The sequence below is a fragment of the Pseudomonas sp. dw_612 genome, assembly GCF_018449725.1.
Lineage (GTDB): Bacteria > Pseudomonadota > Gammaproteobacteria > Pseudomonadales > Pseudomonadaceae > Aquipseudomonas.
The window spans coordinates 173242-185707 of sequence record NZ_JAAVVC010000001.1; the positions used below are offsets into that span (position 1 = coordinate 173242).

Annotated in this window: 11 protein-coding genes and 1 pseudogene; 5 read left to right on the top strand and 7 right to left on the bottom strand. The window is 58.1% G+C overall.

The window, feature by feature from the left end:
* Positions 1 to 2: 2 nt before the first annotated feature.
* Entirely contained in the window at positions 3 to 1607 is a 1605-nt protein-coding gene (locus tag HB680_RS00740; RefSeq protein WP_213936703.1) for a GMC family oxidoreductase, read from the top strand.
* Positions 1608 to 1792: 185 nt separating this feature from the next.
* On the opposite strand, the gene HB680_RS00745 is transcribed toward HB680_RS00740, so the two are convergent.
* Together HB680_RS00745 and HB680_RS00750 are read right to left on the bottom strand one after the other, a co-directional pair.
* On the bottom strand, positions 1793 to 2878 hold the full coding sequence (locus HB680_RS00745) for a LacI family DNA-binding transcriptional regulator (protein ID WP_213936704.1): 1086 nt from the start codon (positions 2876 to 2878) through the stop codon (positions 1793 to 1795).
* A 56-nt stretch (positions 2879 to 2934) separates the two neighbouring features.
* Positions 2935 to 4062: an MFS transporter gene (locus tag HB680_RS00750; protein ID WP_213937095.1), complete on the bottom strand. Its 1128-nt coding sequence runs from the start codon at positions 4060 to 4062 to the stop codon at positions 2935 to 2937.
* A 285-nt stretch (positions 4063 to 4347) separates the two neighbouring features.
* Here HB680_RS00750 and HB680_RS00755 point away from each other — a divergent pair, with 285 nt between their 5' ends.
* A complete protein-coding gene (locus tag HB680_RS00755) occupies positions 4348 to 5628 on the top strand; it encodes an MFS transporter (protein WP_213937096.1) in 1281 nt (426 codons plus the stop codon).
* A 33-nt stretch (positions 5629 to 5661) separates the two neighbouring features.
* Here the strand turns inward: HB680_RS00755 and treS are convergent, their stop codons facing one another.
* Entirely contained in the window at positions 5662 to 7728 is a 2067-nt protein-coding gene (gene treS / locus HB680_RS00760; protein ID WP_213936705.1) for a maltose alpha-D-glucosyltransferase, read from the bottom strand.
* Between the two features lie 119 nt (positions 7729 to 7847).
* Complete coding sequence (locus HB680_RS00765; protein WP_213936706.1) at positions 7848 to 8300, bottom strand: Lrp/AsnC family transcriptional regulator; 453 nt, start codon at positions 8298 to 8300, stop codon at positions 7848 to 7850.
* A 123-nt stretch (positions 8301 to 8423) separates the two neighbouring features.
* On the opposite strand from HB680_RS00765, the gene HB680_RS00770 reads away from it, so the two are divergent.
* Complete coding sequence (locus tag HB680_RS00770; protein ID WP_213936707.1) at positions 8424 to 9044, top strand: LysE family translocator; 621 nt, start codon at positions 8424 to 8426, stop codon at positions 9042 to 9044.
* 197 nt (positions 9045 to 9241) lie between these two features.
* On the opposite strand, the gene HB680_RS00775 is transcribed toward HB680_RS00770, so the two are convergent.
* Together HB680_RS00775 and HB680_RS00780 are read right to left on the bottom strand one after the other, a co-directional pair.
* A complete protein-coding gene (locus tag HB680_RS00775; protein ID WP_213936708.1) occupies positions 9242 to 9796 on the bottom strand; it encodes a cysteine hydrolase family protein in 555 nt (184 codons plus the stop codon).
* A 44-nt stretch (positions 9797 to 9840) separates the two neighbouring features.
* Positions 9841 to 10464: a DJ-1/PfpI family protein gene (locus HB680_RS00780; protein ID WP_213936709.1), complete on the bottom strand. Its 624-nt coding sequence runs from the start codon at positions 10462 to 10464 to the stop codon at positions 9841 to 9843.
* A gap of 250 nt (positions 10465 to 10714) precedes the next feature.
* Between HB680_RS00780 and HB680_RS00785 the strand changes: the two genes are divergently transcribed.
* Entirely contained in the window at positions 10715 to 10990 is a 276-nt protein-coding gene (locus tag HB680_RS00785) for a hypothetical protein (protein WP_213936710.1), read from the top strand.
* 89 nt (positions 10991 to 11079) lie between these two features.
* Here HB680_RS00785 and HB680_RS00790 read toward each other — a convergent pair whose 3' ends face one another.
* A complete protein-coding gene (locus HB680_RS00790) occupies positions 11080 to 11769 on the bottom strand; it encodes a GDSL-type esterase/lipase family protein (protein WP_213936711.1) in 690 nt (229 codons plus the stop codon).
* 119 nt (positions 11770 to 11888) lie between these two features.
* Between HB680_RS00790 and HB680_RS32595 the strand changes: the two are divergent.
* Positions 11889 to 12013: pseudogene (locus HB680_RS32595) on the top strand (integrase); the annotation flags it as partial.
* Between the last annotated feature and the right edge of the window lie 453 nt (positions 12014 to 12466).

Genomic DNA, 12466 nt, shown 5'->3' on the forward strand with positions numbered 1-12466 from the left:
AAATGAGTGATGCCTTGATTTCGCATCATGCAGAGCTGAATCCACAACCGGGGGCGCCGCGCGAACCGCGCGCCCTCGACGTGGTGACACCTGATGCAGATGGCAATATCAATTGTGATGTCGTGATTATCGGTTCGGGCATGGGCGGTTCGACGTTTGCCCATGCGCTGCGCGAAAGCGGACTGGACATTGTGATCGTCGAAAGGGGGGATTTCCTGCCCCGTGAAATACAGAACTGGAGCACCGAATCGGTGTTCGCCGAAGGCCGCTATCGCAATGCCGAGCAGTGGCTGGATGAGTCCAATCAAGCGTTTTCCCCAGGCGTTTTTTACTACGTCGGCGGCAACACCAAATTCTACGGCGCCATGCTGCCACGGTTTCGCGAAGAGGATTTTGGCGAGATTCAGCATGCCGAAGGCGTGTCACCCGCATGGCCCATCAGTTACGCAGAACTGGAACCCTGGTACGCCAAAGCTGAAAAGCTTTACCGGGTGCATGGCCAGGCCGGCAGCGATCCAAGCGAACCGTGGCGCTCCGGGCCTTTTCCACAACCTGCGCTCAAACATGATCCGGCCCTGGCCCCGCTGGAGCACAGCATGCGCCGCTCAGGGCTCAAGCCGTTCGTGATGCCGGCCGCGGTGGATTATGGCGACGGCGGTGGTTGCGTCTTGTGTTCAACCTGCGACGGCTATCCCTGCCTCGTGGACTCCAAGGCTGACGCTGAAGTGTCGGCGCTACGACCGGCCCTGCGCAGCGACAACATCCGGCTGATGACCCGCACCACGATCAAACAACTGATCACTGGCAGGGACGGTCGCACCGTCACCGAGGCCCGTGGCCTGATCGATGGCCGTGAGGTGACGCTGCGTGCCAAACGCTTCGTGCTGGCGTGCGGCGCGGTGAACAGCGCCGCGCTGTTGTTCAAGTCAGCGAACGAGCAACACCCGGAAGGCCTGGGCAACAGTTCCGGGCAACTGGGGCGCAACTACATGGTGCACAACAGCACCTTCATGCTGGCCGTGGACCCGCGTCGCAAGAACAAAGTGATCTTCCAGAAAACCCTGGCGATCAACGACTGGTACAGCGCCAGCCCACACAATGCGTTCCCCCTGGGCAACGTGCAGATGCTGGGGAAAATCCGCGAGCCGATGATCACCTCGATGCGCCCATGGCTGCCCAAATTCGCCTCGCGCTACATCACCGACCACAGCGTCGATCTGTACCTGACTTCTGAGGATTTGCCGACGCGGGAAAACCGGGTCACGTATGACCAGCAGCGTGGCGCGATCAAGGTCCACTGGACGCCGACCAACCTCAAGGCTCATGAAGGCTTGGTGAGCAAGACCAGTAAAGTCATGCGCGAGGCGGGTTATCCGGTGATTCTGAAGGCGCGCATGGGGATCGCCACCAACTCCCATCAGTGCGGCACAGCGGTGATGGGCACTGATCCCGCCACGAGTGTGCTGGATGTGAATTGCAAGCTGCATGACCTGGACAACGTCTGGGTGGTCGACAGTTCGTTCTTCCCGTCGTCGGCGGCGGTAAATCCGGCGCTGACCATTGCGGCGAATGCCTTGCGGGTGGCGGCGAATTTCATGAGGGCCTGATACCCCGCCCCGTAGCAGCTGTCGAGCCCCGGCGAGGCTGCGTTCGGCGGCGAAGCCGTCGTAAACCCGACATACGCGGTTTGCACGGTAAACCGCGTAGTCTGATCTCACGACTGCTTCGCCGCCGAACGTAGCCTCGCCGGGGCTCGACAGCTGCTACGGGGTTGGTGTTTCGCTTGAGATTTTTAAACCTTGAGCGTCGAGGTGCGCACAATCAATTTCGTGGCGAAGATCTTCTGCTCGGGTTCGAGCCGGGTGCCGGCCGGTGCATTCAGCTGTTCGGTGAGCATCCTCGCGGCGTAGACGCCCTTCTCCACCATCGGCTGGCCAATCGTGGTCAAGCCGAGTTGCACCGCCTCGGGGATATCGTCAAAGCCAATCACGGAAAGGGTTTGCGGGACGTTGCGATTGAGCGCGTGGGCGGTTTTCATGCAGGCGATCGCCATCACATCCGAGCAGGCCACCACCGCCGTGACGTCGTTGGAGGTCAGCAGCGTGAAGGCCGCCGCCTGCCCCGACGTCGAATCCAGCCCGCCGGCTTCGATAATGCTCAAGTCCTCGAAAGCCAGGCCAGCCGCACTCGCCGCTTCCACGTAACCGGTCAGTCGTTCCCGGACAATGCGTTCACTGGCGCTCTTGAAACGCGCCTGATCAATCGGCCCGCGATAGCCGTCGGGGTTGAGTCGGTCAATGATGACGCCGATCTTGCGGTGCCCCAGGTCGAGCAAATGCTGCATCTGCGTGCGGGCGGCGCCGCGATCATCAATGCCAACGAAAAACGAGTCGTCCACCAACGGCGAATCGATCACCACGAACGGAATGTTCTGTTTCACCACGGCCAACACGGCCGGGTGATCGTCCGGCAGGGTTGAAATAATCAAGCCATCCACCAGCCCGCGCAGGGCCAGGCTGCCGTGATTCGCCGCGGGCGAACGTCCGACCAGGCGATTGTTATTCAGCGGGAATAACGTCAGCGCGACGTTCTCCAGTTCGCCCACTTCACTGATGCCGCGCAACAAGGCAATCGTGCAGGGATCGGCAAATGCCAGGGACAGTTTGTCCATCATCATCAGCCCGATCGCGCCGATCTTGCCCGAGCGCAGGCTGCGCCCCAGCACGTTGGGCCCCGGGTAACCCAATGAAGCAGCCACTTCAAGGATATGTTCACGCTGGGCTTGCGACAGTTTGGAGGGGCGATTGTAAGCGTAGGACACCGCAGGCTGAGACACCCCCGCCGCCAGTGCTACATCTTTCATTGAAACGGATGCCATCGCTTGCTTCCCGATCTTTTTGAAACCTCGTTCGAGGTCCGTGAAAAAACATGCACTCAGTGTACCCGTTGACGGGAAACCTTCGGAACCAGTCGCGTGGCACTGAGCATGACCGCGATCATCAACGAGGCCACGGCGAGCAGCGCCGCCGACAGGTTCGTCGCGTGGGCAAACAACCCGATGACCGCCGGGCCCATCAAGATGCCGAGATAACCGAGGCTGGTCGCGGCGGCAATCGCCAACTCACCGGGCATGGTCCGTTGGGCGCCGGCCAGGGATAAGTAGACCGGGGCAATGTTGGCCAGGCCGGCGCCAATCACTGCGAATCCCACCAGGTTCCACAGCCAGTCGGTCGCGAGCACCACCATCAGAAACCCCAGCATCACAATCAGGCCACCGCCGATGAGCACCGTGCGCGAGCCGAGCTTCAACAGAATCCGGTCACCGCTCAAACGTCCCAGGGCCATCATCACGGCGAACGCGGCATAACCGAGGCCGGCAATCGAATGCTGGACCCCGCGCACCTCGGCGAGAAACACTGCGCTCCAATCGAGAATCGCGCCTTCGGCGAGAAAAGCGAACAGACACAGCACCCCCAGCAGCAAGACCTTCCGGGTGGGCCGGACAAAAATCGGGCTGCCCTCATCGCCGCTGCGCCCCAGCATGTGCCGCCCGGCGGTCAGAACGAAAGCGACCAGTGCCGCCAGCACCGCACTGCTGGCCAGCAACGGTGTTGCGCCGAGCCATAACAATCCGGTCATGCCCGCCGCACTGACGATCGTTCCGAGGCTGAACAAGCCATGAAAACCCGACATCAATGAGCGACCGGTCGCACGTTCTACCATGACGCCCTGGACATTCATCGTCACATCGACCGAGCCGCAGCCTGCGCCGAACACCGTCAGGGCGAACATCAAACCGGCGAAGGAATGCGTGGTCGCCAGCATCGGCAATGTCAGCAGCACCAGCGCGATGCCGACGTGCATGGTGAAGCGGCAACCTTTCCTGGCGTTGAGGATGCCGGCGAGCGGCATCATCACCAGCGAACCCAGGCCGAGGCAAAGCAACAGCAGGCCCAGCGCTCCGTCGTCGACTCCGGCCCGACTGCGCGCATACGGCACCAACGGTGCCCAGGCGCCCATGCACAGGCCTGACAGCAGAAATGTCAGCCGATAAGCCGCCATGTGAGGGGTAGCGCATGGCAGTACCAATTCTTGAGACGACACGGAAACCTCGGTGCTCGAATTACGGAAGTTATACGTATAACTGAAAAATATTGATCAGGCTATACGGGCGTGGCAATGCCTTAAAGGTTGGTCAAGTTAATCGGCGTAATTCTGCCTACCCTTCTCGACGTAAATCTGAAAAGGGTTGACAGCCAATCTCCTGAAAATGTTACTTTCATGGAGTTATACGTATAACCCAATTGCATAAACACCCCACAAAAACAAAAGGGACCATGCAGCGTGATCGACGACCTTCCGGCAACAACTATCCCCCTGCGCATTCGCAAAGCGCGCATCGCGACGTTTCTCGGCTTCATGATGATCGGCGCCCTGATGTACATCTGGTCCACGGGCGTCAGCGTGTTCAGGGTGCAACTGGGTTTGACCGGCGAACTGGGCGACGGGAGTTTCGGCTTGATCGCACTCGGGGTCGGCGTGGGTTCGGCAACCGGCGCGCTGTTAGTCGGCCGGTTGCTGGACACCTTCGGGGCGAAACCGGTGATCACGGTGTGCGCCCTCGCGTATCCCCTGTCCATTATCCCGCTGGGATTCGTCAGTGGATTCTGGTTCGCCTTGTGCTTCGGCGTGGTCCTTGGGTTGCTGCGTGGCGCGATGGACACCGCGCTGAATGCCCACGGCGTGCAAGTCGAACGCTTCTACCAGCGCTCGATCATGTCGGGGTTTCACGCGTGCTATTCACTCGGCGGTTTTCTGCTGGGAATGGTGTGCAGTTGGCTGACCAGTTTCTACACCGACAGCGTGCTAGTGCCCTACACCGTGCTGGGCGTGGCGTTGTTTATCGTGGGCTGTTTTTTCAGTCGATGGCTGCTCGGCAAGCATGATGTGCCGGACGCGTCATCCGGCGATTGGCACACAGGCGCGCGCTCGACCGATGAGGCCGGCAAAGGACCGTCGACCAAAACGCTGCTGGTCATGATTGCCCTCGGCACTTTGTTGCTGGGCAGCATGATGGGCGAAAACGCGATTGCCGACTGGGGTCAGGAATACATTCGGCGTGAGTTCTCGACGACGACTTCGACGGCCGGCATGGCAGTCTCCGTATTCGTCGGCGCGGCTTTTGTCGGGCGTCTTTTCGGTGATCGACTGGCGGCCGCGTTCGGCAATTCGCGGGTGGTTTTCGGCTGCGGGACGCTGTGTGTTCTTGGCATGATCATCACCATTGTCGGCGGTACCGCGCTGACTGGCATTGTCGGCTTCGCCCTGTTCGGCCTGGGCCTGTCCTGCATCGCGCCGCTGATGATTTCTGCCGCCGGACGCCGCGATCCCAACCATGCCGGTCGCAACATCGGTATCGTCAACTGCATCGGTTTTTCCGGGATGCTCGTGGGGCCGGCCGCCATCACCGTGATTGTCAGCAACTTCGGCCTGGGCAGGCTGATGTTTTTCCCGTTGATCATGCTGGGCTTGCTGGCAACCTTCGGCCCGTTGTTGATGAGAACGCCCAAAGCCGCAAGCCCACAAGAACAGCGCTACACAGAAACCTCACCCCGTCGAGGTGGCTGAATCACTGACCACCCCGACGTTGGTTGCGCCGCCCTAAAGCATCGGCGAAGTGCTCACCACCCGCAGCGCCAGCCCTTCAAACGCATCCAGGGTAATGGTGAACTCACCCTCGGGCGTGAGATCACCTTCGACCCGTTCATTGATGATATCGACCACCGGCCCCGGCGCAATATTAGGCAGGTGCAGGGTTTCAGTGATCGGCGTCGGGCCGAAGTTCAGCGCGGTGATTTGCGTACCTTTGCCGGCCGGCAGTTCATGGACCATGATCAGCAACCCCGGATGCTCGACGTCCGGGATCAGGATCTGGCGACTGGCGGCGATGTCGTAGGCGCGGCGCGCGGCGAGGATTTTGCGCAGTTGCGAGACGAAGGAGTCCGGGTCCTTCAATTGGCTCGGCAGGCTGCCGTACAGCGTCTTCGGTCGCGGCATTTGCCCGGCCGATAACGGCGCATCGGGGTTGAGATCCACCAAGTCGTAGGCACCGCGATGAATCCAGCGCGTGTCACCGTCGCCCATCAAGTGCTCGACCTGTTCCGCCGGCAACGGCAGCGCACCGACCAAATCCCACCCCGACAGCGCGAACACGCCCGGCTGCATGGCGTTGTACATCACCAACAGTAAATGCACCTGGCGAATCTGCTGGATATCAGCGGTAGTAATCGCGTCGAGGTCACGGATTCCCAACGCGGCGGTGATGATGCTCGCGGTAGTGCAGGACACCCCGTTGGTGACGAATTTCAAGTTGTAGGGCGCGTGCTCACCGGCCAGGCGCTCATACATCTGCTCGCGGATATGCTCGCGCAAAATGTTGCCGGGAAAGGTCTGGCCCTGATAGAGGAAATTGTCGTGGGCGTGCAGCGTCCAGAAGTGCACCAGTTCCAGGGTCAGTTCATCGTGATTCTGCAAGGCATGGATCAACGAGCCCGGATCGATGCCCTGGGTGTGCATCTGGCGCAGCATCAGGCGCAGGAACTCGGTATCGCCCATCAGCAACGCATGCTGGTAAGCCGGTCGGGTGATGAAGTCGTAGGAAAGATCAGCACCGCCATGGGACATCGCCGCAATGTCGTCGATGGTCAGGTTGAGTTCCTGGAAACTGAAACCACCGGCCTTGCGGATCGCCCCGGCGAGCAACTGATTGCCGGTGATCGATAACGGGTGGCTTTCAGACCAGGCAGTGCCATCGAGCTTGCGCTCCACGCCGAGGAAACCGTTGGCGTCCAGCCGCAGAATCTTCGCCCCCATGACATCAATAGCATGCAAGGCATCACCGATGATCATCTGCTGCGCGGCGAAGGTCGGGTCCAGCCAGTTCAACGACGGCTGACCTTCCTTGAAGTAATGCAGGTAAACCCAGCGCCGTGGCTTGCCGTCGACCCCGACCACCACCGAGGTGGCGCTCCAGTCGGTTTCCTTGACTCCAGGCTCGAAGAAAATCACGCGCTGCAATTGCCCGACGATGTAGTGCTTGTCCCGCAGCACATCGACCTGCGCCGGGCTGAGGTTCTGGGCATCGCGACCTTCGGCGATGTCCGGCAGCAGCGGCCAGTCTTCCTCGCGGATTTCGACCATGTGGTACAGGCCCGGGTAATCCTCGTACGCCATCTCGGCCAGGCGGAAATCCGCGCCTTTTCCCGTGTGCGAAGGGATCACGTCATCGATGATCACAGCGTTGTGCGCAGCGGCCATGCGGGTCAGCGCCTGAAGCTGCGCCTCGGTCCCGAGTTGCGGGTCGATCTCGAAACTGATGCGGTCAAAATTGCCGTCGATCGTTGGCGTGCGTTCAGTCCCCGTCAGGCCGCCGGACATTTTCAGCGGCCCATTGTGAATGCCCTGGATACCAATTCTCGACAGCGCGTGCCACAGGGTTTCATCCCCCAGCGCCTCCAGCACCGTGCCATTTTCACGGGTGACGATGGAGGCCGGGTACGCGGTGAACCACACCGACGCCAGGGTCGAAGCATCACGGGGCCGCGTGTGGGCGTAAGGCTGTTGCCACAGTCGGCCTTGCCCGGAATACAGCTTGGCCCGCTGTTTTGCGGCATGCAGCATGGATTGCTCGACCAGCCAGGTCACTTGGTTCTTTTCAGCAGCCGTCATAAAACAAATACCTATTGTCGGGATAAAACCGCAATTGGCCAGCGCCTGCGTACAGCAGCAAAGGCGCGACTCGTCTTTATATGAGGCCCTGATGTGGCATTCGTTGCGTCTGTCGCTGATTACAGAGGCAGCGGCCGATCCTGCACAACCCGTTTCATGACCAGCGTCGAGGTCAGCCGCTGCACATTGGGCAGCGTCGACAGGCGCTCATCGTAGAGCCGCTGGAACGCCGGCAAATCCTGGGTGATGACGTGCAGCAGGTAGTCCGGCTCCCCGAATAAACGCTGGGCATCCACTATTTGCGGGATGTCGACGAGCGCCGTCTCAAACGCTTCGACCGCTTGCCGGTCGCCCTCACGCAGCGTGACAAACACCATCGCGGAAAAGTTAAGGCCCAATGCAACCGGGTCCAGTTGTGCCCGATAGCCGAGCAACACCCCCGACTCTTCCAGTGCCCGAACGCGTCGATGGCAAGGGGAAAGGCTCAACCCCACACGCTCGGCAAGTTCGGTGACCGAAAGGCGACCGTCCTTTTGCAGCTCAGAAAGAATCTTTCGATCAATCCTGTCCATTTGGAAGAACCTCCTGATTTACGGCGTTTTAATGACCATCTTTGAAAGTAAACTCTAACCACTTTTCACTATTCTTCCCTTCATCAATAAAGACTGGTCTGAGCAGTAGATGAGGAAAACCCGATGACTCTGAGTGTTTTCGTGGCCTTCTGGGCGGTGTCGATTCTGTTCGTCATTACGCCAGGCGCCGATTGGGCCTACGCGATTTCGGCGGGGTTAAAAGGCCGGGTGGTCATACCCGCCGTGGGCGGATTGTTGTCCGGTCATTTGATCGCCACCGTCATTGTTGCCGGTGGAGTCGGCACGCTGGTGACCCAGCACCCCATGGCCTTGTCGGTGCTAACCGTTGCCGGGGCGGGATATCTGCTGTGGCTGGGCATCAACATGCTTGCCCACCCCGCTACACCCCATGCGGATGATATTCAGACATCGGGCTCCTGGCAGCGCTGGGCGATCAAGGGACTGTGCGTGAGCGGGCTCAATCCGAAAGTGTTCCTGCTGTTCCTGGCGCTATTGCCGCAATTTACCGACGCCGCCGCAGCCTGGCCTGTGCCGATGCAGATGATTGCGCTGGGCCTCATCCACACGGTCAGTTGCGGCGTTATTTATTTGCTGGTCGGGTTTGGTTCACAGATCGTGTTGCAGGCGCGTCCTGCTGCGGCTCGTTTTGTCAGTCGTTTCTCTGGGGCGGCGATGATCATTATTGCGGTTGTTCTGATCATCGAGCAGATGGTGGGTCGATAAGCCAATGTGATATCCAGAGGTTGGTGTAGGAATATTTCCAGGCCCTTAACACAGGTGGAGATCCTACCAACGCGGCTGCTGGAATAGCCTGTTGATTGATCAAGGGTAAAACGCAGACAAATAAAAACGGGCTGCGAGATAAAATCTCGCGGCCCCTTTGAATTATAGGGCCGGAACGGAGTGATTCGAACAGCAGACTAGAAAACCTGGGCCACATACTCGTCAGTACTCACCACCTTGGCGTAACCGAACTTCAAGGCGGCCATGAACGCCGCATGCACCAGCGGCGCAGGCACCTTGACGTCGTTGAATTCCAGGTCGTGGGTCGTGCAGGCATCATGAATAACAGTCGCTTCAAACCCGAAGTCGTCAGACGCGCGGGTGACAGCATCGATGCACATGTGGCTCATGTTGCCGACCACGGTGACCCGTTCAATCTCGTTGTGTTCAAGCACTTCGAGCAGTTCCGTTTCGCGGTATGGGTTCATGAAGTGTTTGACGATGACCAACTCGTCCCCAAGATTGCGCACCTTCTCGTGCAATTGCGCGCCATGGGAGCCTGGGACAAAAAATGGTGCATCGGGCGCCAACGTCTCGTGACGGATATGGATGATCAGGTCACCCCGCTGACGTGCGGCACCCATTACACGAGCTGCATTGTCAGCGGCCAAGTCAGTCGCGTTCAGTTCCCATTTGCCGCCGGAAAAATAGTCGTTCTGAATATCAACGACGATGAGTGCTGTGTTAGCCATACGGTTACCTCGGTATAGAGTCGACTCGGAATTGATGGATCATTTCAGGGCACTTGCGGTGTTTCGTACCAACCACGGTCGGGGGTGGCGAAGCGCATTTTCTTGCGGATGAACTCGGCATTGGCGGCGCTGGTTATTTTTTCGAGCAGCGCAAATGCGACTTCGGTGGCGGTGCCGGGGCCGCTTGAAGTGATAATGTTGTCATCGACAACCAAGGGGCGATCGACAAAGCGCGCACCGGTTTCCAACAGTTGGTTTTTCCGCTTGCCGCCCTTCTGGTGGTAGGTCGTGGCGTTCCTGTCACGCAGCACACCGGCCACGCCCAGGCACACGGAAGACACACAAACACTGGCAACGGGTTTATTGAGTTCTACGAAATGCCGGATGGTCGCCAGGAAGGGTTCGCTCAAGGCTTCCTCGTAAAAGCCCGACGGCTCAAAACCACCAGGCAGTGCCAAGGCATCAAAGCTGTTCACGTCCAGATCGCTCAATAAAAAACCTGGATTGAGCGAGAGACCGAAGGTGGTCACGATATGTTCGCGAAGGCCAGCGTTGACCAGTTCCACAGGCTGATCACCCAGCAAGTTGGCCCAGCCAAGCACATCGGTAAAAGCAGCCATTTCCAAGGGCTCTACGCCGTTGGCCAGTAACATAAGCACGCGTTTCATCAATCATGAGTCTCTGCTATTCAGCATGGAAGAGTGTCTGTGCGCTTATGCTCTGCCTTAACCACGGCGCGGAGAATGACCACAAACTACAATCCACTATTTCACTCACTGAAATGCCCGGCGTCCGATTCGAAAGTCGTTGCCAGCCTGATTGAGACAGCTGCGGGCTTTTCGTAGCGCCACTCGTCCGGCGCCCAGCACCTTCCCTCTTGCCATTCTTCTAAAGGTTATAACTTTGGGAGATTCAATCATGAACAGACGAATCGCAGCGCTCACGCTCTCCGGCTTGCTGTCGTCTTGCCCGCTCTTCGCGCTTGCTGTTGAGAAGACGACTGCAGAATCAGCCGTGCCCCCTACTGTTATTCCTGGAGTTAACCAATCTGGCAGCTCCGAGGCTGACGAGGACAAAGCGAGCAAAAAGGGCGAGGAAGCTTCCGGCTCAAACTCCGGGGCCAGTTCTGAAACCCTGAAGAAAGACTCGGGCTCCTCGGGCAACTCAAAGAAAGAGAAAAAGCCCAAGCAGTAGCGGTGCCGGCGGTTGCGGCCCACGACCAGGCTTTTCGGGTCTCCAGGCGAAAAAAACCCGCCGAAGCGGGTTTTTCATCTATGTCCAGTTCAGTTTGGCCAGGCGCCACTCAAATTTTCAATCAATGAGGGGGTCACCACTGCGCGATATCCATCAGCATTTGGGTGCAATCCATCCGCAACATACTGATTAAACAGATCGGGATTTGATTTCAAGACCGCCTCCCACCTTGGATAATTGTCGATCAAACGAAGTCCCCTGGCTTTTGCGACATCCCGGTACATCTGGAAGTAATCTCTTAACTTCGGTCTCTCCACTCCAGAGCCTCCAATCACTGGATTCGTCACCATTAAAATGATCTCCGTCGATGACTTGGCAGCCTTGATCCGGTCAATCATTAACTCGAGGTTTTTCCGCGCTTGTTCGACGGTGGTTTTGTGGGGAAGGAAAGCGTCGTTGATCGCGAATTCGATAAACACCGTATCCGGGCTTTTGGAGATAACTCGACTTTCGAGATTTTCAACACCCCATCCCGACCACATCGAACCCTTGCCACTATTTATAACCGTGGCACGTCCTGGGTAACGCTGATTCAGATCATCCCCCAGCTGCTGCACCCAGGCGCCAGAGGCCGTCAAGCTCGTACCATAAGCTACGACGGTCTGCGCCTTGCCAGCATCAAGGTTTGAATAGAGATCGCTTTCCTGACCAGCAAAGCTGGCCGCGCTTAACGGAAGTAACATTCCAGCAAACAGAGCCTTGGCCCACAAACCATTCATTCAACTGTCCCGATCTTTTTACAGGAGGCAAGGATGACCCTGTGAGCTTGAGGCGTCCACAGGTGGCATTGGGCCTCACCCCGTAAGGTGCGGGCGAGGATGTTTCGGTCATTGTCAGGAAAGATGGGCAGAAAATTGCAGGACATGCGAACGAAGGCATGGCCAAAAACTACCAGCGGGACCAGGAAATCGTCTGCTCCGAGGCGATTTTCCTGAGCCGAATATCAGCGAAATCACCGGGTAGTTTTGCGCTGTTTGCGCAGACCTGAAATGAGAAAAGGATCAAGCCCGTTAAGTACTTGATCCCCTCACGAAATATGGTCGGGACGGAGTGATTCGAACACTCGACCCCTAGCACCCCATCTCCTTTTGCATACTTCTTGAAAGCTTTGAAAATATCACTCTGGATTTTTCCAAGTGAGTATTTACTTGAGCTCCAGCGGTGTTCTGCTCTACGAGAGTCCAGCAACGTCCATCAAGAGCCGACGTTTTTGTGGGGGGAAAAGTAGGGGGAGCACCAGCTCAAACTATGATCCAACCGAGAAGAACCGGTGAAGTGAATAGGGTTACCGATCGGTTATTTTTTCAGAACACCCTGTCCAAAATCGAACCGCCAATACTGAATTTCATACAACTGGAATGCTTCTGATCGAAGGAAATGCACTTGTGGCAGGGTCTGCCTTGCGATTCATTTACG

Bases quoted from the DNA above. Each gene is read 5' to 3' on its own strand.
- HB680_RS00740 (WP_213936703.1), top strand. From the start codon at position 3: ATGAGTGATGCCTTGATTTCGCATCATGCAGAGCTGAATCCACAACCG.
- HB680_RS00745 (WP_213936704.1), bottom strand. From the start codon at position 2,878: ATGGCATCCGTTTCAATGAAAGATGTAGCACTGGCGGCGGGGGTGTCT.
- HB680_RS00750 (WP_213937095.1), bottom strand. From the start codon at position 4,062: ATGGCGGCTTATCGGCTGACATTTCTGCTGTCAGGCCTGTGCATGGGC.
- treS (WP_213936705.1), bottom strand. From the start codon at position 7,728: ATGACGGCTGCTGAAAAGAACCAAGTGACCTGGCTGGTCGAGCAATCC.
- HB680_RS00765 (WP_213936706.1), bottom strand. From the start codon at position 8,300: ATGGACAGGATTGATCGAAAGATTCTTTCTGAGCTGCAAAAGGACGGT.
- HB680_RS00770 (WP_213936707.1), top strand. From the start codon at position 8,424: ATGACTCTGAGTGTTTTCGTGGCCTTCTGGGCGGTGTCGATTCTGTTC.
- HB680_RS00775 (WP_213936708.1), bottom strand. From the start codon at position 9,796: ATGGCTAACACAGCACTCATCGTCGTTGATATTCAGAACGACTATTTT.
- HB680_RS00780 (WP_213936709.1), bottom strand. From the start codon at position 10,464: ATGAAACGCGTGCTTATGTTACTGGCCAACGGCGTAGAGCCCTTGGAA.
- HB680_RS00785 (WP_213936710.1), top strand. From the start codon at position 10,715: ATGAACAGACGAATCGCAGCGCTCACGCTCTCCGGCTTGCTGTCGTCT.
- HB680_RS00790 (WP_213936711.1), bottom strand. From the start codon at position 11,769: ATGAATGGTTTGTGGGCCAAGGCTCTGTTTGCTGGAATGTTACTTCCG.